Below are 21,845 nucleotides of genomic sequence, written 5' to 3' on the forward strand. Positions count from 1 at the left end.
TCTCGTTCAAGAGGTGATCAGCTGGTGGTGGTGGTGGTGAGAGCTTTCCCGAAATCGTCTTTCGCGCTTGGAGGTGCCGCCACCCAACCAGCTGAGCGAGACGCGTGCACACGGTCGGAGCTTCGTTTGCACACGGCCCAGTCCAGGCCATCTTGAGGGTCCCTCGATCTCAGGCGACAGTGCCGGCATCCCCCTTTGCTCCACGAGTCCTTCCCTGACGTCGCGCCATCCTGGCTACTGGTCGCGTGCGCGCCGGTCGCGGGAGAACGCATCCCACATCAGATTCACCACTATCGCCAGGGCAAGGCCGATGTATGTGAGGAGACCAGTGGCTAGCCCGGTCAGGACACGCATCGTGGTCTCGCGATGCTCGTTGAGCACGGACGGTAGGTTGGCAGTCGCACCGACGAGAAGCACTACTGCCGAGACGACGACACTGAGCAAGACCGACGTCAGCACGTGCGCACCAGCCTCCTCAAGAGCCCTGCCCGCTGAGCGCTCGATCTTCAGGTCTCGGTCGAGGATGCGCTCACGCCAAGCCGCGATCTGCGAGAAGGCTGTAAGCATGGCGCCGACGAAGAGCGCTGTGGCTGCCAGCAACTGCCCGGGGTCGATGAGTTGCACATCCAGCACAATGGCCATCGTCGCTGCAACCGTGGGCACCGCGAGCAGGACTAGCCGAGTGCCCCAGTCCGCAGGCTCATCACCTGCGGGGCGACGATGCCGAAGGCCGGCAACTACGCCATGGAAGATCGGTCGAAAGTCGAATCGACCAGCCACTGCTCCACCTCCACTGGGTCCATCAGCTCGAGTTCGATTCCCTCCTCGAGCGCGATGAGAGGCAGCCTCTGGTTGATGCGATCCCACAGTGTGGCGGTGTGAGGACGCAGGTCCTTCTTCACGGGATAGGTGAAGACCTCACGGATGTTGTCCGCGGCGAACGTGGCTCGAGCTTCCTTGCCAACGACTTCAACCGAGGTCGCCTCGTAGTCGTCGATCTCGTGTTCTACGAGGAGGCCTATGTCGGCCATCTCAGCACCGAGCGCCGACACAGCCTCCGACATCGGCACAGGCTCATCCGCGCGTTGGCGCGTCGTCCACATCTGCGCGAAGCGCCCGGCTAGGCCAAGACCCTCCTCGTGCACGTCAAGGCGCACGCGGAGCACCTTCCTGACAACCTCGTGTCCGGGGCCGCGTGAGGACGAGACAGTGTCCCAGAACTTCGCTGTCGCGCTCTTGGCTTCAGTAATGATGGCCTGCAGGTATGCCGAGTCCGCTGCCTGCCTCTTGTCGAAGGACACGTGCCAGAAGGTCGGCTTCTGCCCTGCAGGACGCCGACCGTTCTGCTCGCGCCACGCCTTCTCGGTTTCCTCAAGGGCCCTCTGCTCGATGATGCTGCGCGCGCGTACACAGCGCAGAAGCAGCGCTACAGGATCGTGATTGCCGATCACCTCGGTGGTGATCAGGAAGCGTGGGTCGCTGGACTCAGCTTTCGAGAAGTAGAAGCCGAGCCTGAACTCGCTTTCGGCCGCCCAGTCCGACAGGGGGATGATCTCCGACTTTTCATTGATAGCCCGCGGATGCGCCCCTACCTGCCCGGACTGGAGCACCAGCCCGATGAACCCCGGTCGTTCCACCACATCGAGGATCGACAGCGTCAGCGGTCGTGGCTCCGCAGCGGTGGGGTCCGGTCTTCGTTGCCGGATTGGGATGAAGAGCGCACCCTCCAGGCTCAGCAAATTGAGCACGTCAGCGATGTGCGAAGCGGTGTCGGAGCCCACATTCACCTGCTCCGGCTCGACGCCCTTGTGCTTCGACCCGCGCCAAGCCTGCACCGAGTAGACCCTGAAGCCGTACCTAGCCATCTCCAAGAACCCCCTCTCCCCCAACCCTGCTGTCGGGGTTCTCCGATGCCTGTGTGCCGTAGTCCTGCCACCGCCCCGTGCCGGCTGGTAGGTGGTCCGATGACCAGGCTCAGCGCGTCAGCATCGATCCACAGTCTGGCGGCATTCGCCGACGAAGCACGTGATCTCGTGCAGTGTCGCCTGAGGGCCTTGCGCCTACAACCGGGAGCGAAGCAGACGGGGTCACAGCGATCGCGCTTAGTCAGGCAGTCGACGGCTCGTCGATCGCCGCCTCGTAGAAGGCATCTGCCAGCGCGATGACGACGCCGTTGACCCCAGGACCGTCGCTGAAGAAGTAGTCGGCCATGGTGTTGTGGGCGCCTTGGTTGTCGATGACCGCTTCGGTGACCGCGGCCTGAAAGTCCTGAGACTCCAGGAACTGCTTCTTGGAGTTCACCTTGGTCTGCTTGACCAGGTCGGGGTACGCCAGCAGTCGTTGCACGAGGCCGTTGACGAACTCCCGGACCTGGGACTCGGTGAACGCCTCGGCGCCGAAGAGATCGTTCATCTTGTCGATGACCACTTGCAGGGCGACGTACTTCGGTTCCTTGCGCGTGCCGGTGCCCGCAGCGCCGATGCCCTTGAGTTGCCCGTCGCCGGTGAGGGAGATGTCCACCCACGTGCTCTTGGTGTGCTTGACGCCGACCAGGACGACGTCGGACAGGTCCACCGGCGCGAAGACGGTGGCCTCGCCGATGACACGCTCCAGCAGACGCAGGTAGATCGACAGCATCTCCAGGTAGGGGTCGCCGTAGTCGACGATCTGGCTCATGAAGTCGTAAAGCCGCACGTAGGTGGAGACGTCCTTGCGGAAGAGGTCGAGCTCGTTGAGGGTGACCTTGTCGTCCTCCTCCAGCGCCCGCGCGTAGCGGCGGGCGAAGCCGTGCTGAGCCGGGCTGATCGCCGCGGAGAGCGCGTTGTTGCCCTTACGGGTGACCCACAGCTCGGCGACCCGGCGGACGTCGCCCTCGGTGTAGATGCCGGCCTGGGCGAGCTTGGTCGCCAGGTGCACCACGACGTAGGGGTCGGTCTCGGTCTCCAGGGTGGCGTTCCTGAAGTACGGCTCGAACGCGGCCTTGATGTCCTCAGGCTTGTTGACGAAGTCGATGACGAACGTCTTGCGCTTCAGCTCACCGGCAGCGGTGCGGTAGGTGCGGTTGAGCCGCGACAGCGTCTGCACCGCGGTCACACCGGAGAGCCTCTTGTCGACATACATCGCCGAGAGAAGCGGCTGGTCGAACCCGGTCTGGAACTTATTGGCAACCAGCATGACCTTGTAGGTCTCGCCCTTGAACGCCGCCGCCAAGTCGGCCCCGGCGCCGGGGTTCATGTTCGCCTCGGTGAACTCATCGTCCTTGTCCGGTGCCGGCCCCCAGTCCTCGGCCCACACCTCGTCCTCGTCCAACCGCACCGAGCCGGAGAACGCGACCAGGGTCCGGTAGGAGTACGACGCGTCCTCGGCGGCCCGCTTGGCGATGTAGGCGTCGATGGCCTTCTTGTACTTCACCGCCGCCTTGCGCGAGTCGGTCACCACCATCGCCTTCGCCTTGCCCTCCAGCAGGTGGGCGACGTTGGCGTGGAAGTGCTCGACGATGATCTGCACCTTCTGGCTGATGTTCGTGGGGTGCAGTCGCACCCACCGCATCAGGCCCTTGCGCGCGGCGCCCTCTTCGACCTCGCCGTCGCTCTCGGCGTTGCCGGCGATCTTCAGCGCGGTCTCGTAGGCCTGGTAGCCCTGGAGGACGTCGAGGATGTAGCCCTCCTCGATCGCCTGCTTCATCGAGTAGAGGTGGAACTCAGACGGCTTGCCGTCCGGGCCCTTGCGGCCGAACAGTTCGAGGGTCTTGTTCTTCGGGGTGGCGGTGAAGGCGAGGTAGGAGATGTTCGGCGACTCCGCCCGCTCGGCCATCTCTGCGGCCAGCATCGTCTCGACGTCGACCTCGCCGCCGTCCTCGATCTCCTTGAGCTCCTCGGCGGTGAGGACCTGCTTGAGCTTGGAGGAGATCTGCCCGGACTGCGACGAGTGCGCCTCGTCGGCGATGACAGCGAACTTCTTGCCCTTCAGGCCGGCGTCGGCTCGGATCTCCTCGAGCGCGTAAGGGAAGGTCTGCACGGTCACCGCGATGATCAGCTCGCCGTTCTTCAACGCGGTCGCGAGCAGGCTGGACTTGGACTTCGCGCCGGCCTTGCGGACGTCTTCGGGGCTGATCGTGGCGACGATCTTGCCGGTGCCGTCGATCTGCCGGATCGCATCTTGGAGCTGCCCGTCGAGGACGGTGCGGTCGACGACGACGATGACGGAGTCGAAGACCTTCACGTTGTCGACGTGCAGCCGGGCCAGCCGGTGCGCGGTCCACGCGATGGTGTTGGTCTTTCCCGACCCGGCCGAGTGCTCGATCAGGTAGCGCTGCCCGACACCCTCCTCGGCGACGGCGGCCACGATGTTGGTGACCGCCTCCCACTGGTGGAACCGGGGGAACAGCATGCTCGTGCGGCGCACCGAGGTGCCGGTGGCGACGTCCCACTCCTCCTTGGTCTCCACGATCATCAGCCGGCCGATGATCGTGAGCCAGGCGTCTTTTTGCCAGACCCGCTCCCACAGGTACGCCGTCGCCGACTGGCCATCGGAGCCGGGAGGGTTGCCGGCGCCGGCGTCGTGGCCGGTGTTGAACGGCAGGAAGTGGGTCTTCTCCCCTTCCAGCTTGGTAGTCATCGCCGCCAGGTCGTTGGAGACTGCGAAGTGCACCAGCGCCCGGTGCCCGAACGACAACAGCGGCTCGGGCCGCCCGTTTGTCATCGGGTGGCGGTCCTTGCGGTACTGCTGGATCGCCTCGTCCAACGACTGGGTGAAGTGCGTCTTCAGCTCCACGGTCGCCACCGGGAGGCCGTTGACGAAGAACACCAGGTCGATGCTTCGCTGGTCCGCGGTGGAGAAGCGCACCTGCCGCATGACCCGCACCCGCATCGCCGCGTAGTGGGCGTTCGTCGTCTCGTTCAGGGTGGTCTCGGGACGGAACTGCGCCATCTTCAGCCGGCCGCCGCCGATGTACTGCACCCCGTTGCGCAGGATGTTCAGCGTGCCGCCGCCGTGTTCGAGCGGCTTGTCCAGTGCCGTGGTCAGCACGTCGAGGAACTTGGCCTGCGACCCGGCCGCCTTCAGCGCCTTCTCGTACGCCGCCTGCTGTGTCTCCTCGAGCCAAGCGAACAGGTCCTCGGGAAACAGCGCCCGTTCCCGGTCGTAGCCGGCATCGTTGGCGGAGTACAGCCACCCGTGGGCCGCGAGGTGCTCGCAGATTTCGGTTTCGAAGACGACCTCGTTGTGGTCTGCCATCACAGGCCCCCGGTCTCGCTGGCTATCCGTGCGCGCTGTGTTGCCATCCGGAAGCGCTCCAGTGTGGCGATAAACCAGTCCATCAGTTCGTCGTGGGTGTCGAGCTGCATGACGTCGCCGCCTTCGATCCGGTCGACGTGGATCCGGCATGCCTTCTTGCCGGGCAACGGGTCGTAGGACAGCGGTGCTCCGAAGTCGGCGTCGAGCTGGTCTCGATGTGCAGCGATCCGCTCGAAACCTAAGCGGTTCTCCTCAGCATCGGAGGACCCGAAGTAGAGCTCGACCCGGGGACCGTTCCTGGTGAACACCAGCCCGTACCAGCCCACGGACGAGCCGAACGGGAGGGTGATCCAGCTGCCCTTCGCGCCCTTGGTCGACCGTGTCCACTCCGGGTGGCGCTCGCGAATCCGGCGCAGCAACTCAGTCCAGAACTCCAAATAGACCAGTTCTCGTTCGGTGCTCGGTGTCGCGGAGGTTTCCGCGTGCACCTGCTTCGTCCACTCGTTCGGCTGCGCCACCACGCTGAACAGGGGCGCCGGCCGGCTGTCGTCAATCCGGACGGCCGTGATCTCCACCCCGAAGAAGCGGGTGTTCTCGTCCGTGCGTTCGTTGAGCCAGTCGAGGGCAGCCCGGTGTTCGTCGCGGAAGGACGGGGCGCACCACACGATGGTCTGCGGGTCGGTGCCGCCGGCATAGGTCATGATCTGGCCCAGGTGGCCATGGTCGGTCTGCTCAAGCTGGTTCTCGACGATCACAACGTTGCCGGTGCCCACCTCTCTGCCGATCAGATCCAACGAGAATCCGCCGACCGGGTGCTCGGCCGCGGTGAGTTCCAGCTCCATTCCCAGCACGTCAGCGAGCACGTCGGCGTTTTCCAGCATCCACTGCGTGAAGTCGTAGGCCTCGTGCTTCCACACCTCACGGACCGGGACAACCCGCAGCCTGCTCAGATCAGCCATCAGGCCACCTCGCTCTGTACGTCGATCTGCCCCGTGACCGCTGCCGTAATGAGCGCAGCACGGCGTTCCTTCGAGAGATCGATGAACCGCTCAGTCGCCGCGATGAGGGAGTCGATCTTGGTGGTCTGCTCGTCGAGGTACCTCGCGATGCGACGCTGCTCATCGAGCGGCGGGAGCGGAATGGGCGTGCGGGCGAGAGTGCCGAGGTTCAGACGACGGAACGTCGCTCCCATGATCTGGTAGTCCCAGTAGTCGGCGGTCTGACGAGACAGCAGCGCCCACACGACGAACCTCGTGTGTGCCAGCTCTGGCAGCAGCGCGACGCGGACCGTGTCTTGCGTCAGGTTCGCCCCCGCCAGGTCATCGGAAAGAACCGCCACCTTCCCATACGCAGGGCCGATCGATACAACGATGTCCCCGCCGCCCAAGACCGAGCGGTGATACACGCGCGCAATCTCGGCTGATGTGGTTCGTAGAGCGTCCCTCTCCGGCGAAGTCCCTTCACCCGTGATGTCTGACGGTCCGATGTAGGGAACCCCGCCCTCGACCGGCTCGCCTGCCTGCAGGATCCCGTACGTCATCGGACGCTGGCGATCAACCAGCCGCCGGAGGGGAACGGTGTCGTATCCATCCAGCGCATCCGTGATGGTTGCGACTCGCCGCTCGCGGAGCATCTCGACCAGACGCTGCTGCTCCTCGATGAGGATGTCGATGCGGGCGGTCTCGCGGTCGAGGTAGTCGGCGATGGCCCGCTGCTCCGCCGGAGCAGGCGCCAACATGCGGACAGCACGCACCTGGCCGGAGGACAGATGCTTGACCGTCGTTGCATACGTGAGGTCGTTGATGACCTTGAGATGCGTTGGGAGCGCGTATGCGACAAATCGCATGTCTGCTCGGCCGTTCGCTCGGAGAAGGCAGAGGCGCTGATTCAGCGCTGCCTCGCCACGTGTCCAGTAGACGACGTTGAAGTCGCCGTCCATGCCGATCACCACGTCCCCGTCCCTAACGAGGGCCGATTCTGGAACAACGTCGCGAGACACGAAAGTCTCGAACGAGGAGCCGAGAATGTCTCGGATTCGGACTAGCGGAAGCTCACCGTCGTGGGTGAAGTCAGCCGAGTCGAATGGGTGACCGTTGATCAAGTCGGCCATCTCCTGCACCCGTTGCTCACGCCACGTCATCCCTCGACCTCGCGGAGGAGTTCGAGAATCTTGGCGACCTGCTTCTCAAGGTCGGCGTCGATCTCGGCGAGGGGACGGGGCGGGACGTACTTGTAGAAGTGCCGGGCGAAGGGGATCTCGTAACCGGTCTTGGTCTTCCCCCAGTCGATCCAGGCGTCGGGGACGTGCGGCTTCACCTCGGCGTCGAAGTAGGCCTGGACGACTTCCCTCATGCCGGAGGCACCGGCGGTGGAGCCGCCATAGGTGAACGGCACGTTCTCGGTGTCGCGCTTCTTGCTGTCCGGCTTCGGCTTGCCCTTGCGATCGACGACCGGGTTGCCCTGTTCGTCGAGGAGGGGTCGCTCGACGGTGATGGTCCAGTAGCCGAACTCGTCGTTGCGCAGGACCTTCGAGTAGTCGGGGTCGGCCTCGGTGAAGTCGGCGTACAGCCGGACCACCTGGGCGCGGTCTTGGTCGCTGATCTCGCGTCCCTTGGAGCCGAGGTTCTTGCGCATCTTGGTCCAGAACGAGGTGCCGTCGATGAGTTGCACAAGACCCTTGCGGTCGGGGTGCTTGTTGTTGTCGAGGATCCAGATGTAGGTAGCGATGCCGGTGTTGAAGAACATGTTGGTCGGCAGCGCGACGATGGCCTCGACGAGGTCGTTCTCCAGCAGCCACTGGCGGATGTTGGAGGGGCCAGAGCCGGCGCCGCCGTTGAACAGAGGCGAGCCGTTCATGACGATGCCGACCCGGCCGCCGCCGTCCTCGGGTGCGCGCATCTTGTGGGCGAGGTGGAGCAGGAACAGCATCTGCCCGTCGGAGGTGGCCGGTAGACCGGGGGCGAAGCGGCCGTAGGGTCCGGCCTCGTCGCGTTCTTTGGTGATGGCCTTGGCGTACTGCTTCCAGTCCACGCCGTACGGCGGGTTCGACATGGAGAAGTCGAAGCGGCGGCCGGTGAACGCGTCGTCGGTGAGGGTGTTGCCGAAGGCGATGTTGGTGGCGTCGTGGCCCTTGGCGAGCAGGTCGGACTTGCAGATCGCGTAGGACTGCGGGTTGTACTCCTGTCCATACAGCGTGAGCCGGGCGTCGGGGTTCTGGGCGAGCAGGTGCTCCTCGGCCAGCGACAGCATCCCGCCGGTGCCAGCGGTGGGGTCGTAGAGGGTGCGGACGATCCCGGCCTCGGTCAGGTCGGCGTCCTTTTCCGCGAAGAGCAGGTCCACCAGCAGCTTGATCGCGTCGCGCGGCGTGTAGTGGTCACCGGAGGTCTCGTTCGCGGCCTCGTTGAACTTCCGGATGATGTACTCGAAGGCGTCCCCCATGTCGGAGTTGGACACCTTGGCCGGGTGCAGGTCCACAGCCCCGAAGGACTTCACGATCTCGCGGAGAAGGCCGGCTTTCTCCAGGGCGAGGATCTCCTTCTTGAAGTCGAAGTACTCGAACACATCGACGTCTGCGGAGAACCGGTCGACGTAGTCGGTGAGGTTGTCCGCGAGCCCGTCGGCGTCGGCCAGTAGGTTCGCGAACCCGTAGTTCGAGGTGTTGTAGAAGGGCCGGCCGGTGGCCTTGGTGACCTCGACCTTGAGTCGGTTGGGGTTGTCGTACTTCGCGGCAAGTTCCCGGACGGTGTCGCGGTCGGGTTCGAGGATGCAGTCGAGGCGGCGCAGGATCGTGAACGGCAGGATCACGGTGCCGTACTGGTTGGGCCGGTAGGGGCCCCGGAGCTGGTCGGCGATCGACCAGATGAAGCTGCCAAGCGTGCTCATCGACCCGCCTCGCTGCGTCCCATGAGCGCTCGGCGCTGAACTGGTCGCATGCTGATGTCTCCCCGCTTCGGCATGGGTCCATCTTGGTCCATCCCCTCTTCGCCAACAGCGGAAGCCGAGACAGAGCCGGCAGACTACGACGTGTCACCTCCTTCCATTCGCCTGCCAGCTTGCTCTTGCGCCGAGCACGCCGTTGCTCTGTTGAGTTCTCAAGTTGCCTGCTGAGTCGGGTGTTGCCTCGGGAGGAACGCGCCCGGCCAGTGCGCTTCATCGTTCGGCACGGCTACGAACGCGCAGTCACTGCCACGAGGGGAAGGACGCGGACAACGAGGGGTCGGAGAACCAGCTGGTTCTCCGACCCCTCTTCGCTATCTCAGGATGCCTCGTCGATCACCCGGAGTGCCCAGGCGTACTCGGCGGGCATCGCCTCCGGGATGGCCTTGGCCCGCTGACAGATCAGGCAGTCCGACGGCGGCACCTGCGGGGCGACGTGCAGCAGGCTCGTCTCCCAGTCGGCCAGGCGGTCGAGGAGGGCGGCTCCGTCACGAATGTCGCAGCGGATGGCGTCCTCGACGACATCGAGGAGTCCGAGGAGCTCCTCGCAGTTCGGCAGTTGCCCTCCGAGCGGGCCGTGGGCGGTGACGCTCGCGCACTGGCGGATGAGCTCCACCCAGTTGCGGATGAGCACCACCTCGGCGGCGAACGTCCGGACGCCGGCGCCGCCGCGGCCGGTGTTGGTCACGCTCGTGGAGGCGAGCGGTGACGGCTGGTTCTTCATCAATGTGGCTCCAGCTGGCTCACCGCAGCGTCTGAGCCCGTTGCCCCGACGTCTGCGGGGGTCGAAGTCGCTTGTGACCCGGGTCTACCAGTCGTGGCGACTTCGGGGCTCACAACCGGAATCCGGAGCCGCCCTCAACTGTCGTCGAAGATCTTGGGTGTAGCGGTTGGCGTTCTCGCTGCGGCTCGGGACGGTCCGCGGCATGAGCAACCACAACGACACCGAGAAGAACGTCCCTACTACCCAGACCACGAAGGCCTGGCACGACCGCGCAGCGGGTGACCTCAGCAGCTGGGCCGACGGCTACAACCCGCGCAGCGAGCGCGCCGCGGCCGTCTGGACTGCGTGCCGCGACGACCTCGAGCCTTTGATCTCAGCCGCACCCGCCGCAGGCGTCACCGAGGCACGCCGTATCGCCAGCGCCGTCCTGGAGCTCCTCGCGTGGGCCATGCCGCTGGTCAACGACCTGGACGCGGCACTGTCCGAGGACTCCCTGCAGCGGTTCATCCGCGCCAACCCCACCGGGTTGGGGGACGGCGCCTTGGGCAACATCCGTGGACGGGTACGCCGCGTCCTCAAGGCCCGGATCACCGTGACCGACGCGCCTCCGGTTACCGAGCCAACGAGCAACGTCGAGGACTCGGAGACCGATGACCGCCAGGCGCCCACCCCGAACGAGCCCGCACCGGCCAGCTCCGCCGCAGCCGTGTACGACGACGAGACGTGGGCCGTCCTGGGAGTGGCCGCCCGGGAGGACGTTGTCCTCGCGGCATCCCTCGCTCGCCCCGACGACGTCAGCGCCGGCGAGTGGGCGCACGCGCACGGGGTCGCCACCAAGTTGGGCGTCAACCTGACGAAGGCCCAGGTGCGGCGAACCCACCACGTGCACGCCTTGAGCCACCCGATGCGGCAGTCCCTGGACGGAACCCTCCGCAGCCTCGGTGCGACGCGTCGCACCGCCACTGAGGTTGCGCCGCTGTTGCCACCGATCGATGAGGCCAGCTACCGCGCGATCTTGCGCGAGGAGGGGCCGGAATCCATCCCCGGACCTGGCGGCGCCGCCGCAGTCGTCGACGACTGCACCGGGGCGGGACGCAGGCACGGTGGCGGGCACCTCGACCCGGTCGCCGGCGTCGAGGGACCCGTCCACCCGACACCCGGAGGTTCGCCCATCGTGTCCGCCGTCCCACAGCCCGCACCGCACAGTGACCACCCCGGCACCGGTGCCAGTACACCGACGCCCCAGCTCCGTCGTCGCAAGACGTCTGCGCGCCAGATGCGGCTCGCACTCGCCGCCGCCAACGCCGAACGTGAGACCAGAGCAGCGTCCCTGCCGCAGTCGATGAAGACGTTCATCCGCACCGAGTACGTTCCGCTCGAGCCAGTCAGGCAGCAGTGGGCTCACCTAAAGGAAGCCGTCGAAGCCACCCTGGCGGCCTCCCAGGTTCGCGGCGACGACAGTATGCGCAAGCACGTGACCCACCTGGCGTACTTCTTCCACTGGGCCTACACCGTCGAACTGCCCCTGCTCCCCTCGACACTCACCCGGGCGCACGTGGCCCGTTACGAGAACGAGGTGCTGGTGGGCGTCGGCCGGGCCACCCGTCAGACCCGTCGATCGCGGCTGATGGCCATGGCCGACCAGATCCACCCCGACGAGGCGCCGGTCAAGGGGCCTCCGCTGGCTCACCGCACTGTCGCCCCGCCGTACTCCTTGGCGGAGATGGCGGTGATCCGACGGGTGGCCCGGGTCCAGCCCAGCGACCTCTTGGTGCGTCAGATGTGTCTGCTCGTCGGACTCGGAGCCGGCGCTGGCATCGACTCCAGCGACCTCAAGCGACTCAGGGGCGACGACGTGATCGACCACGGCCCCGAGACGGGCATCGAGGTACACGTGACCAACCTCCGCAGGACCAAGGACAACACCGAGAACCGGCACCACCGCACGGTCTGGGTCCTGCGCGAGTACGAGGACCTGGTGCGCATCGGCATCCAAGGCGCCAAGCGTGGGCGGCTGCTGCTCGGTCGCGATGCCGAGCGCGCCAACGTCGCCGCCGCCGTCTTCTCCCGAGCCGTCCTGAGCAAGGAGGTCCCGGACCTAGCTCAGGCACGGCTGCGCTCCACGTGGCTGGCCACCCACCTGCAGCGCACCACTCCCCTGCATGTGCTGCTGCAGGCAGCCGGCCTGACCACGGCTCGCAGTCTCGTCGAGCTCATGGAGCACCTGCCTGCCGAAGGGGACGTGCGAGGCATGCGCTGACCCCGCGCGCCGCTGGCGTGACGGACCTCACCCGTCTCGCCGGCGGCCCAGCCGGTGTCGCTATTGCCCCGATCTCACCGGTCCTCACGGTCCCGGTCGTCATTCCAACCCACGACGACAGGACCCACCCCCATGACCAGCTCCACGCCCACGAACAACTCGAACACCGCAGAGGGAACCGACCCGGACTTTGCGTCTCTCCTCGCGACGCGCGACACAAAGGAGCCCAAGATCTCCGCCATCGTTCGTCTCCACCCGAACCTCTTGGCTCAGCTCGACGCCGCCTTCCGACGCCACCACTGGCTCGTGAAGTCGACCGGGGTCGGAGAGCTCCTGGACCGCCACTGCCGCAGCTCCAACCGTGGCCGCAAGAAGGCAGGACTGGACGGCGCGCTCTACTACGCCCTGCAGCTCACCGCCGTCTTCACCACCGGACAGGCCACCATCGAGCAGATGTACGTGGTCGCCCAGTCGCTCCCTCTCCCCACCCGAGTCGAGTTCGGGATCGTCGTCTACAAGGACAAGAAGAAGGTCCGCGAGCTCACCCGCAAGCAGCTCTACACGATGACCGAAGGCCTCGGGAAGAACCTGTCGTACTCGACCGACTGCCTCACCGCGGCAGAACGACGCCTCCCAGAAGAGGAGCAGGAGGCGCTCATCCACGCCCGGCGGACCGAACGTCGCGCAGTGGTCACCGACATCGTCACCCGCTTGCTCAAGGGGACGCACCTCATCGACATCGAGCACGGCACCTACGCCATCGACGACACCAGCATCTGGGCATGGTCCAAGGCTCCTCGCAGCTCTCGACACCTGGAAGGTGGCCAGGACCGGCCCCTAGCCGACGAAGACACCGCTGACGCGCCCCCGCACGACGCTTCCATCCCCGCCGCGGAAGCACCGGCGCCACCGGAGGAAGCGACCCCAGCCAACGCGGAGGACCCGGAACCCTCCGGAACGGAGACAACCGAGGCCAAGGCGAAGGCCGAGGGGCAGGACAAGGAACCCCAGGATCCTGCACCGTGGCTCTGTCCCGACGCCGCATGGGGCGGGAAGACCGCCAAGAACGGTGCCCAGGTCGGCATCTACGGGTACAAGGCCCACGTCATCGTCAACACCAAGGAGCCAGGAAGCGAACAGGCACTTCCCATCCTGATCCAGGCGCTCGAGCTCACCCCGGCCAACGCCGACGTCGTCGACGTATCTTTGCGCCTCATCGACCAGATCCGGGAACGCGCACCCTTCGTCCGGCTCATCGGCGACCGGCACTACGGCTACAAGCGATACGACCGATGGGCCATGGAGCTGTGGCGACGGCGGATCCACCAAGTCCTCGACCTGCGTGCCGACAAGCCCGGAGTCATGGACCAGTACGGGTCCAAGGTGATCGACGGCCGCCCCCACTGCCCCGGGATGGGCACCCACCTGGAGACGCTCATCCCGTCTGACGAACCCAAGAAGCAGGCAGAGTTCTGGCGGCAGATCGCGGAACGAGAGAAGTTCGCGTTGCGCATGGTCAAGGGCCCCCTGGCTTCTCCGGGCAAGACGGCAGCAGGTGAACACGACCCCAAGGTGGGAGTCACTCGGTGGCAGTGTCCTGCCGTCGCTGGCACCGTCGGCTGCCCTCTCCGCCCGGGCACCGTGGGGTTGGCCCGACAGGCGGGAGCACCCGTCGTCCCCCATCCCCCTGAGGCCGAGGTCGCCCAGGATCTTCCGCGGTGCTGCACCCAGCAGACAATCCAGATCGAGTCCGGCACGCCCATGAAGTACCTGCAGGAGGAGTACTGGGGCAGCAAAGAATGGGGACTCGTCTACGCCCTGCGCTCGGCGGTCGAGGCCGTCTTCGGCAACATCAAGAACCGTGGCACCGAGGACGTCCGGCGAGGGTTCGTCCAGGTCGTCGGCCTGCCGCTCGTGACGCTTGCCGTTGCTGCAGCAGCCGCCTGCTACAACATCCGCATCCTTGAGAAGCACGGCCGCGAGTCAGGCGAGCAGTTCGCCAGTCCGCTGATGAACCACCCCGTCGAGGGAGAGCTCATCGAGAGCCTCGTTCTCCGCGGCGACGACGTCTTCGAGCACCTCGAGCGAACCGCCGCATGAGAACACCCGCTTGAAAAAGCAGCAGGGCCCCCACCACGAGCGTGGTGGGGGCCCTACTGTTGCTAGAGGGGGCTGTGAGGGCCTCCCGAACCGTCTCCCATTTCGGGAAACTGTTCGGGTCCATTTCGGGGAAGCCCTCGTGGTGGAGCTGGCGGGAATCGAACCCGCGTCCTCGAGCGTCGAACCAGGTCTTCTCCGGGTGCAGTCCGTGATGTCGTCTTCTCAGTCCCGGCGCTCGCACGAACACGTCGCCGACAGACTCAGTCGGGTTTGAGTCCCGATCAACCACCCCGACGGCAGTCGATCAGCAAGTCTCCTAGATGACGCCAGGGTCCGGGACGGAGACGGATGCCCGGTCTGACGCTTCGATCACCGCTCAGGCGGCGAGAGCGAAGGAACTGCGCTTAGCGTTGGCAGTTATTGGTTTCCAGCGATCGTTAACGAGATGACGCTGGCTTCTCGACCCGCTTCCCCTGGAACTAACGTCCCAAGTCGAAACCGATCAGCCCCTCTTGAGTTGTGTCCTGCGCGGCGCGAGCCGCATCTGCAGTCTACGGGGTCCAACCACCCCTGCGCACCGGCTATTCCGGCCCCGGTCCTCACGCCGCCACGCGCGCGCCGTGGGCCTGCACGGCGGCGACGAACTGCCCGGCGTACCCGGCCTGACGGAAGTCCTTGAGCGTGTTCGTCGCGAACCGGTTGATGTGCTCGCGGCTCACGTTGCACGACACCTCACCCATCGGGCCGTGCAGCTGCACCGCCGCGAACGTGAACGGCCCCACCCCCTGCCGGCGCACCCACAGCTGCGAGCACGGCACATCCCAGGCGGGCGCGGAGTCGCCGTCCGGGGTGAAGGCGAGACGCCCCTCCCGCAGACTGAAGGTGCCGTACGTCGAGCCGAGCGCGCCGCCGATGGGTCCGAGCCCGCTCGGGCCCAGCACCTGCGCGCTCCAGCTGCTCGGGGCCGCCGCGAGCCCGTGCGGGCCGGGCGCCACGAGCGGCTGCGGTGCCGCCGCACGCGAGCGGGTCAGCACGAGCACGAGCAGACCGACGAAGAGCACTCCGACGATGAGCGGCAGCACCAGGGCCAAGGCGACGACCTCCACGACCCGAGACTGCCCACCTGACGCAGGCACAAACGAGGGACGGATCGGCCGGCTCCGCCGCCCCCGGTGGTGAGCCGCCCGGTGGTCGAGCCGGCCGAGACCCCCGCATCGTGCCCCGTTGTCCACAACCGACAGCCACACGACCTCATCCACAGATCGAACACCTGCACGAACACGACTGTCGGCGGTCGCCTCTAACGTAGTGCCATGACGACGACCAACACCCGGGAGCATCCGCTCCAGGCATGCGCCACCGCGATCACCGCGGCGCTCGCCGACGTCGTCGACCTCGACCCCACCTGGCTGCCCATCGACACCAAAGCCGACGTGTTGATCGAGCTGGCCCAGGCTCATGAACGGCTCGGCGCGCTCAAGGCCAGGGTGATCGCTGCCTCCGGCGACCTCGCCGACGACCGCGGCGCCCGCTCGGTGGCCTCCTGGCTCGCGGTCGAGACCCGCGACGAACCCGCCTGCTGCGCCGCCGAAGAGAAGCTCGCCAAGACCCTCGACCGCAAATACGCCGTCCTTGCGTCCGCGTGGGCCACCGGCGCGGTGAACCGCAACCAGGTCACCGTCATCGCCCGATCGCTCGACGACCTCCCTCGCCGCGTCGGCGCCGAGGTCATCGCCGCCGCCGAGACTGAGCTCGTCCGCCTCGCGGGCATCCACAACCCCCGCGACCTCCGGGTGCTGGGCCGCCGGATCCTCGAGGTCGTCGCCCCCGACATCGCCGAAGAAGAAGAACGCAAGCGGCTCGAAGACGAAGAACGCGCAGCCCGCGCCAGAACGCGCTTGGTGTTCAAGCCGTTGGGTGATGGCCGCACCCGGATCGTCGCCGACATCCCCGACGCCGTCGCCGCGATCTTCAAGACCGCCCTCCACGCCTACACCAGCCCCAGACTCGACCACCACCAGGAAGTTGCCGATGGGCTACCAAGGACCGACCCCGACACCGGCGAACGCATCCCCCACGACCAGCTCCTCGGCCTCGCGTTCTGCGCCCTCGTCGAGCACATCCCGGTCGATCGGCTCCCCACCCAGGGCAGGACCCCGGTCAAGGTCGTCGCCCAGATCGACCAGCAACAGCTCCGCGACGACCTCGGCGCCGCGGGCCTCTCCACCGGCGACCAGATCTCCATCAGCGAGGTCCGCCGCCTGGCCTGTGAGCACTCGATCCTCCCCGCTGTCCTCGACGGCGAGAGCGAGGTGCTCAACCTGGGCCGCGGCAAACGGTTCTTCGACGGGGCACAACGCATCGCGATGGGCCTGGTCCACCACGAATGCCAAGCACGCGGCTGCACCGTGCCCGCCGAATGGTGCGAAGCCCACCACAAGAAGCCCTGGGTCAAAGGCGGCACCACCGACCTCGCCGACGGCGCACTCCTCTGCCCCTGGCACCACCACCGCGCCCACGATGATCGCTACCAACAGAGCTGGGCACCCGACGGCACCGTCACCTTCACCCGACTCCGCCAATAGGCCTCGCCGGCACGACCGGACCCGCGAGCGGAGACCGTCACGGCATGGCGACTCGCCCCTGCCGGCTACTGGCGCGCCATCTCGCGGCCACCAGCCGGCTGTGGCCTTCGACAGCCCCCGACCAGCGTGTTTGCATGTCCCATGGCAAAGACCCGCATCTGGCTCGCGCTCGGGCTCCTGCTGATGCTGCTCGGCGTCGTCGTGTTCCTGCTCCAGCCAGGACCTCCGGACGGCGAGTGCGTCCCCGAAGGAGCCCCCTCTTCCGGCTGGGTGATCAGCGACTGCCCGATGTCCGAGGAGAGCTACGCGGAGATCCGTGACTACGAGACCTCGCCCAAGCCGTTTCGGATCGCCGGCCTCATCCTGGTCGTCACCGGCCTCGCCGCCCTCGTCGTCGGGTTCGTGACCGGGCGCCGCAGCAGCCCCGACGCTCCCCCCACCCCGCCGGGCACGGCCTGACCGTCACCGCGGGTCGCCGAAGAGCCGCATCCCGTTGTGCCAGCAGACCGCCCGCAGCCAGTCGTCGCCCAGATCCAGGCGGGCCAGGCCCTCCAGCTGGTGGGCGTAGGGGTACGGGATCGTCGGGAAGTCGCTGCCGAGCAGCACCTTCTCCCCCAAGTCGGCCAGCCGCGGCAACAGCTCCGCCGGATAGGGCGCGTCGGTGTCGAAGAAGTCCGTGAAGACCATCGTGGTGTCCAGGTGCACCCGCTCGTGCGCCTCGGCCAGTTCCAGGAACGGCTCGAACTCCGGGGCGCCCATGTGCGCGATCAGCAGCGTGAGCCGCGGGAAGCGCGCGAGCAGCCGGCGTACCGACTCCGGTCCGGTGTGCGTGCCCGGCACCGGCCCCGAGCCGGCGTGCAGCACCACCGGCGTGCCGGCGTCCTCGAGCACGCCCCAGACCGGGTCGAGCAACGGGTCGTCGGCCGCGAACTCCCCCACCTGCAGGTGCACCTTGAACACCTCCACGCCCCCGCCGACCAGGTCCGCGACATAGCCGCCGGCCCCCGGCTCGGGGAAGAACGTGCCCGACCACAACACCTCCGGCACTCCGGCGGCGAAGTCACGAGACCAGTCGTTGAGGTACGCAGCGACCCCCGGCTTGTGTGCATACGGCAACGTCGGGAAGCGGCGCACCCCCATGTCTCGCAGCAGCGACACTCGCTCCTCGTGCGCCTGCCGGTAGCGGATCGGCCACTCACGGCCGATCTTCGGCCCGGCAGAGTCGAAGACCGCCCACACCGCGCGCTGGATGTTCGGCGGCAGGAAGTGCACGTGCACGTCGAACAGGCCCGGGAGCCCGAGACCCTCCCAGAAGGCCCGGACCGGGGCGACGTCGGTCTCGGCGAGCTCGACCGCCGACGGCCCCTCAACCACCGACTGCGGCTCGACCACCGGGCGGCCCGGCTCAGTCACTCATGCCCTTGAGCCGGCGACCCAGGGCCTGCTCCTTCTCACGGTCCGCCTGCCGGGCGGCCAGCGTCTGCCGCTTGTCCCAGGTCTTCTTGCCCTTGGCCAACCCGATCTCGATCTTCGCCCGGCCGTCCTTGAAGTAGAGCGCCAGCGGGATCACCGTCAGCCCCTTCTCGGACACCCGGCGCTCGATCTTGTCGATCTCCTGACGGTTCAGCAGCAGCTTGCGCTTGCGGCGGGCGGCGTGGTTGGTCCAGGTGCCCTGGGAGTACTCCGGGATGTGCACGCCGTGCAGCCACGCCTCGTGGTTGTCGATGTCGACGAATCCGTCGACCAGCGAGGCCCGGCCCATCCGCAGCGACTTCACCTCGGTGCCTTGGAGCACGAGACCCGCCTCGTAGGTGTCCTCGATGGCGTAGTCGTGACGCGCCTTCTTGTTCTGCGCGATCATCTTCTGCCCCTGCTCCCTGGCCATGGGCCCATCCTCTCAACCGGTGGCAACCGGGTTGTGCGGGGAGGGCGGCCTCAGAAGAACGGCAGCGGGTTGACCGGGTTTCCGTCCTGCAGGGCGCTGAAGTGCAGGTGGCAGCCGGTCGACCAGCCCGTGTCGCCCATGTAGCCGATCAACTGGCCACGCCGCACCCGCTGGCCCACGCCCACCTGGTAGCCGGAGGCGTGGTTGTAGACGACGGTGAGGTTCTTGCCGTTGACCTGGCCCACGTTGAGGTAGAGCCGGTTGCCGTAGACGCTCGAGTAGTAGCGCGACATCACGGTGCCGTCCGCGACGGCGTACATCGGGGCACCGCAGCCGGCGCCGAAGTCGGTGCCGTCGTGCAGGCCGTAGTAGCCGTAGATCGGGTGGGTGCGGTAGCCGAACGGCGAGGTGACGTAGCCGTCCACCGGACGCATCAGCAGACCGTTGGTGGCGCCCCGGTAGCCGCCCGCCGCGTTGCGGGACTGGCGCAGGATGCGCTCCTTGATCCGCTGCTCGCGCTCCTTGAGCCGGGCCAGCACCGCCTGGTCGCGCTGGCGCGCCTTCGCCGCCGCGGCGCGGGCGTCGCGACGGTCGACCACCATCTCGCGCACCCGCTGCTTCGCGGAGCGGGCCTCGATGGTGAGCGCCCGCATCGTCTCCAGGTGCTCGGCGGCCTCCCGGCGCTGCACCGCGACCTCGTCGCGGGCGTCCTCCACCTCGTCCTCGTTGACCTGGAGCAGCACCTCGGCGGCGTGCAGGTCGTCGTAGGCGCGGGTCTCGCGGCCCACGATGACGTCCTGGGCCTGCATCCGGTGGGTCAGGTCGGCGGGCGTCTCCGCGTTGAGCAGCGACGCGAACGCCAGCAGCTCGGGGTCGCCCTGCTGATAGATGTCGGTGACGGTGTCGGCCACGACCTCGCGCTGGTCGGCCAGCGCCGCCTGCCCGCTCGCCAGCTCCTCCCGGGCCTCCGCGAGACGCTGCACCGCCTCCTCGAGCTTGACCTGCATCTGCTCGTCGCGGGCGCGGGCCTCGTCGAGCCGGGCGCGGACGGCGTCCAGCTCGCCCTGCGCCTCGGCGAGGCTGGCGCGCGCCGCCTCGAACCGGGCGGTGGCGCGGCGGAACCGGTCGCTGGAGTGCTCCAGCTCCTCCGCCGCCTCGTGCAGGTCGCGTTCGACCTGCTTCTGCTCCTGCTTGAGGTCGTCCTGGGCGTTCGCCTGTGGCGAGGCGAGCGCGCCCAGCAGCACCGCGCCGGTCGCGAACGACGCGACGGCACGCTGGCGGGCGGTACGGGGGAAGAGACGCACCGGGTCAGCCTTCGATGTTCGGGGAAGAGAACGCCTCGACGGTAGACGCCAGCGGTCAGACTTTGAGGTATTTGCGGGTCAGTAGGAGTGTCGGGAGCAGGGTCAGCACCGGGCCGACGATCGCGACCAGGCCCAGCGCGTTGAGGTACTCCGGCCAGCCGACCCAGGGGATGAAGCCCAGGTTGTCGGCCAGCCGCTCCTCGACACCGAAGTAGACGAAGGCCGCCAGCGCTCCCCCGGCCAGCGCCACGGAGACCAAGGCGGTGACCACCGCCTCGAGCAGGAACGGCATCGTGATGTAGATCGTCGAGGCGCCGACGAGGCGCATGATCCCGATCTCGCGACGCCGCGCGAAGGCGGCCAGCCGGATCGTGTTTCCGACCAGCAGCAGTGCGGCCAGCACCAGGAACACCGCCGTGCCGAGCGCGCCCAGCTGCAGCGCCGAGATCGAGTCGTAGATCGGTTCCAGCGTCTCTCGGGCGTCGCGGATGTCGCTGACGCCGGCCAGCCCGATCACCGCGCTCGTGATGCCTTCGTACTCGTCGGGATCCTCCAGCGTGATCCACAACGACTCGGGCATGTCGTCGGCGGTCGCGGCGGGGTTCGGCCCGTCGAACTTCTCCGGTCCGAGGAGCTCCTTGATCTTCTCGAATGCCTCCTCCTTGGACTCGAAGTGGTGGTCGGCGACCTCGGGGTTCTCCTCGACCACTTCGGCGATGGCGTCCTTCTGGGCGTCGGTGACCTCGCCGGTGCAGGTCGGGTTGTCGTCGTCGGCCTTGCACAGCCAAACGGTGATCTGCAGTTGCGAGCCCCACTGCTGGGCGGCCTTGTCGGCCTGCTGGTTGAGGAGCAGCCCGAGGCCGACCAGGGTCAGCGAGACGAACAGGGTGAGCACCACCGCGATGTGCATCGACAGGTTGCGGCGCAGGCCCTGGCCCAGGTTGGAGAAGACATAGCGCATGACGGGTGGGAGACCTCTTTGCTATGGGTGCGGTGCGGGGAGTGGGAAGGTCGGGTGGGGACGGGTCCCGGTGGCGGTCGTCAGTGCTGGAAGCCGTAGACGCCCTGTGCCTGGTCGCGCACCACGTGGCCGTCCTCGAGCTCGACGACGCGCTTGCGCATCTGGTCGACGATGCCGTGGTCGTGGGTGGCCATCACGACCGTGGTGCCGGTGCGGTTGATCCGGTCGAGCAGCTTCATGATGCCGACCGAGGTGGACGGGTCGAGGTTGCCGGTGGGCTCGTCGGCGATCAGGATCATCGGCCGGTTCACGAACGCGCGGGCCACCGCCACCCGCTGCTGCTCACCGCCCGAGAGCTCGTCGGGCATCCGGTCGCCCTTGCCCTCGAGGCCGACCAGCTCGAGCGTCTCCGGCACGGTGGTGCGGATCTCGGAGCGGGACTTGCCGATCACCTCGAGCGCGAACGCGACGTTCTCGGAGACCGTCTTGTTCGGCAGCAGCCGGAAGTCCTGGAAGACCGTGCCGATCTGGCGCCGCAGCCGCGGCACCTTCCAGGCCGCGAGCCGGTTGATCTCCTTGCCGGCCACGTAGACCCGCCCGGAGGTGGGCCGGATCTCGCGCAGCACCAGCCGCAGGGCCGTCGACTTGCCCGAGCCGGAGGTGCCGACGAGGAAGACGAACTCGCCCTTCTCGATGTCGACCGTCACCTGGTCCAGGGCGGGCCGGCCCGTGCCGGGGTAGGCCATCGTGGCCTTCTCGAAGCGGATCACGCAGCGAGGGTAGTCGAGCCGCCCAGTGCCGCCGAGCCCCCTCGCGGGCGGCGTGGTGCCGCTCACCCCGCGCCCGCGCCCGTCG

At 67.3% G+C, this 21,845-nt stretch carries 17 protein-coding genes and 1 other RNA gene; 4 read left to right on the top strand and 14 right to left on the bottom strand.

Features of this window, described 5'->3' with window-relative positions; all coding sequences use genetic code 11:
• Positions 1-234: 234 nt before the first annotated feature.
• From D6B71_RS10655 to D6B71_RS10685, 7 genes are all read right to left on the bottom strand, one after another.
• Positions 235-642: a hypothetical protein gene (locus D6B71_RS10655; RefSeq protein ID WP_121254811.1), complete on the bottom strand. Its 408-nt coding sequence runs from the start codon at positions 640-642 to the stop codon at positions 235-237.
• A 95-nt stretch (positions 643-737) separates the two neighbouring features.
• Positions 738-1,865 (bottom strand): hypothetical protein, encoded by a 1,128-nt coding sequence (locus tag D6B71_RS10660; protein WP_126688234.1) that lies wholly within the window; start codon positions 1,863-1,865, stop codon positions 738-740.
• A gap of 241 nt (positions 1,866-2,106) precedes the next feature.
• A complete protein-coding gene (locus D6B71_RS10665) occupies positions 2,107-5,235 on the bottom strand; it encodes a type I restriction endonuclease subunit R (protein WP_121254814.1) in 3,129 nt (1,042 codons plus the stop codon).
• A complete protein-coding gene (locus tag D6B71_RS10670; protein WP_121254816.1) occupies positions 5,235-6,194 on the bottom strand; it encodes a DUF4268 domain-containing protein in 960 nt (319 codons plus the stop codon). The genes D6B71_RS10665 and D6B71_RS10670 overlap by 1 nt, the downstream gene beginning before the upstream one ends.
• Complete coding sequence (locus tag D6B71_RS10675; RefSeq protein ID WP_121254818.1) at positions 6,194-7,375, bottom strand: restriction endonuclease subunit S; 1,182 nt, start codon at positions 7,373-7,375, stop codon at positions 6,194-6,196. Before D6B71_RS10675 ends, D6B71_RS10670 begins: the two co-directional genes overlap by 1 nt.
• Positions 7,372-9,117, bottom strand: a complete 1,746-nt coding sequence (locus D6B71_RS10680) for a type I restriction-modification system subunit M (RefSeq protein WP_121254820.1) — start codon at positions 9,115-9,117, stop codon at positions 7,372-7,374. Before D6B71_RS10680 ends, D6B71_RS10675 begins: the two co-directional genes overlap by 4 nt.
• A 373-nt stretch (positions 9,118-9,490) precedes the next feature.
• Positions 9,491-9,895, bottom strand: a complete 405-nt coding sequence (locus D6B71_RS10685) for a hypothetical protein (RefSeq protein ID WP_121254822.1) — start codon at positions 9,893-9,895, stop codon at positions 9,491-9,493.
• A 202-nt stretch (positions 9,896-10,097) separates the two neighbouring features.
• Here D6B71_RS10685 and D6B71_RS10690 point away from each other — a divergent pair, with 202 nt between their 5' ends.
• Both D6B71_RS10690 and D6B71_RS10695 read left to right on the top strand, forming a co-directional pair.
• Complete coding sequence (locus D6B71_RS10690; protein WP_126688235.1) at positions 10,098-12,155, top strand: hypothetical protein; 2,058 nt, start codon at positions 10,098-10,100, stop codon at positions 12,153-12,155.
• A 132-nt stretch (positions 12,156-12,287) separates the two neighbouring features.
• On the top strand, positions 12,288-14,255 hold the full coding sequence (locus D6B71_RS10695; RefSeq protein ID WP_121254826.1) for a transposase: 1,968 nt from the start codon (positions 12,288-12,290) through the stop codon (positions 14,253-14,255).
• Between the two features lie 140 nt (positions 14,256-14,395).
• Here D6B71_RS10695 and ssrA read toward each other — a convergent pair.
• Positions 14,396-14,765, bottom strand: a transfer-messenger RNA (tmRNA) gene (ssrA, locus tag D6B71_RS10700).
• 89 nt (positions 14,766-14,854) lie between these two features.
• The gene (locus D6B71_RS10705) at positions 14,855-15,361 is read right to left on the bottom strand and encodes a hypothetical protein (RefSeq protein ID WP_121254828.1); all 507 of its coding nucleotides are present in this window, start codon (positions 15,359-15,361) and stop codon (positions 14,855-14,857) included.
• 207 nt (positions 15,362-15,568) lie between these two features.
• Between D6B71_RS10705 and D6B71_RS10710 the strand changes: the two genes are divergently transcribed.
• Positions 15,569-16,840, top strand: coding sequence for an HNH endonuclease signature motif containing protein (locus D6B71_RS10710; RefSeq protein WP_121254830.1), 1,272 nt, complete (start codon positions 15,569-15,571; stop codon positions 16,838-16,840).
• Between the two features lie 141 nt (positions 16,841-16,981).
• The gene (locus D6B71_RS10715; RefSeq protein ID WP_121254832.1) at positions 16,982-17,299 is read left to right on the top strand and encodes a hypothetical protein; all 318 of its coding nucleotides are present in this window, start codon (positions 16,982-16,984) and stop codon (positions 17,297-17,299) included.
• 3 nt (positions 17,300-17,302) lie between these two features.
• Here D6B71_RS10715 and D6B71_RS10720 read toward each other — a convergent pair whose 3' ends face one another.
• From D6B71_RS10720 to ftsE, 5 genes are all read right to left on the bottom strand, one after another.
• The gene (locus tag D6B71_RS10720) at positions 17,303-18,253 is read right to left on the bottom strand and encodes an amidohydrolase family protein (RefSeq protein ID WP_240641308.1); all 951 of its coding nucleotides are present in this window, start codon (positions 18,251-18,253) and stop codon (positions 17,303-17,305) included.
• Positions 18,246-18,725, bottom strand: coding sequence for an SsrA-binding protein SmpB (smpB, locus tag D6B71_RS10725; protein ID WP_121254834.1), 480 nt, complete (start codon positions 18,723-18,725; stop codon positions 18,246-18,248). Before smpB ends, D6B71_RS10720 begins: the two co-directional genes overlap by 8 nt.
• Positions 18,726-18,775: 50 nt before the next feature.
• Positions 18,776-20,029 carry a M23 family metallopeptidase gene (locus tag D6B71_RS10730; protein ID WP_121254836.1) on the bottom strand — a complete coding sequence of 418 codons (1,254 nt, stop codon included), beginning with the start codon at positions 20,027-20,029 and terminating at the stop codon, positions 18,776-18,778.
• Between the two features lie 55 nt (positions 20,030-20,084).
• The gene (gene ftsX / locus D6B71_RS10735) at positions 20,085-20,990 is read right to left on the bottom strand and encodes a permease-like cell division protein FtsX (protein ID WP_121254837.1); all 906 of its coding nucleotides are present in this window, start codon (positions 20,988-20,990) and stop codon (positions 20,085-20,087) included.
• 80 nt (positions 20,991-21,070) lie between these two features.
• Positions 21,071-21,760 carry a cell division ATP-binding protein FtsE gene (gene ftsE, locus D6B71_RS10740; protein WP_121254839.1) on the bottom strand — a complete coding sequence of 230 codons (690 nt, stop codon included), beginning with the start codon at positions 21,758-21,760 and terminating at the stop codon, positions 21,071-21,073.
• Positions 21,761-21,845 lie beyond the last annotated feature (85 nt).

The organism is Nocardioides ferulae, assembly GCF_003660455.1.
GTDB classification, from domain to species: Bacteria; Actinomycetota; Actinomycetes; order Propionibacteriales; family Nocardioidaceae; genus Nocardioides; species Nocardioides ferulae.

Bases quoted from the DNA above. Each gene is read 5' to 3' on its own strand.
- D6B71_RS10690 (WP_126688235.1), top strand. From the start codon at position 10,098: ATGAGCAACCACAACGACACCGAGAAGAACGTCCCTACTACCCAGACC.
- D6B71_RS10715 (WP_121254832.1), top strand. From the start codon at position 16,982: ATGGCAAAGACCCGCATCTGGCTCGCGCTCGGGCTCCTGCTGATGCTG.
- D6B71_RS10670 (WP_121254816.1), bottom strand. From the start codon at position 6,194: ATGGCTGATCTGAGCAGGCTGCGGGTTGTCCCGGTCCGTGAGGTGTGG.
- D6B71_RS10675 (WP_121254818.1), bottom strand. From the start codon at position 7,375: ATGACGTGGCGTGAGCAACGGGTGCAGGAGATGGCCGACTTGATCAAC.
- D6B71_RS10660 (WP_126688234.1), bottom strand. From the start codon at position 1,865: ATGGCTAGGTACGGCTTCAGGGTCTACTCGGTGCAGGCTTGGCGCGGG.
- D6B71_RS10680 (WP_121254820.1), bottom strand. From the start codon at position 9,117: ATGAGCACGCTTGGCAGCTTCATCTGGTCGATCGCCGACCAGCTCCGG.
- ftsX (WP_121254837.1), bottom strand. From the start codon at position 20,990: ATGCGCTATGTCTTCTCCAACCTGGGCCAGGGCCTGCGCCGCAACCTG.
- D6B71_RS10655 (WP_121254811.1), bottom strand. From the start codon at position 642: ATGGCCATTGTGCTGGATGTGCAACTCATCGACCCCGGGCAGTTGCTG.
- D6B71_RS10685 (WP_121254822.1), bottom strand. From the start codon at position 9,895: ATGAAGAACCAGCCGTCACCGCTCGCCTCCACGAGCGTGACCAACACC.
- D6B71_RS10665 (WP_121254814.1), bottom strand. From the start codon at position 5,235: ATGGCAGACCACAACGAGGTCGTCTTCGAAACCGAAATCTGCGAGCAC.
- D6B71_RS10710 (WP_121254830.1), top strand. From the start codon at position 15,569: ATGACGACGACCAACACCCGGGAGCATCCGCTCCAGGCATGCGCCACC.
- smpB (WP_121254834.1), bottom strand. From the start codon at position 18,725: ATGGCCAGGGAGCAGGGGCAGAAGATGATCGCGCAGAACAAGAAGGCG.
- D6B71_RS10695 (WP_121254826.1), top strand. From the start codon at position 12,288: ATGACCAGCTCCACGCCCACGAACAACTCGAACACCGCAGAGGGAACC.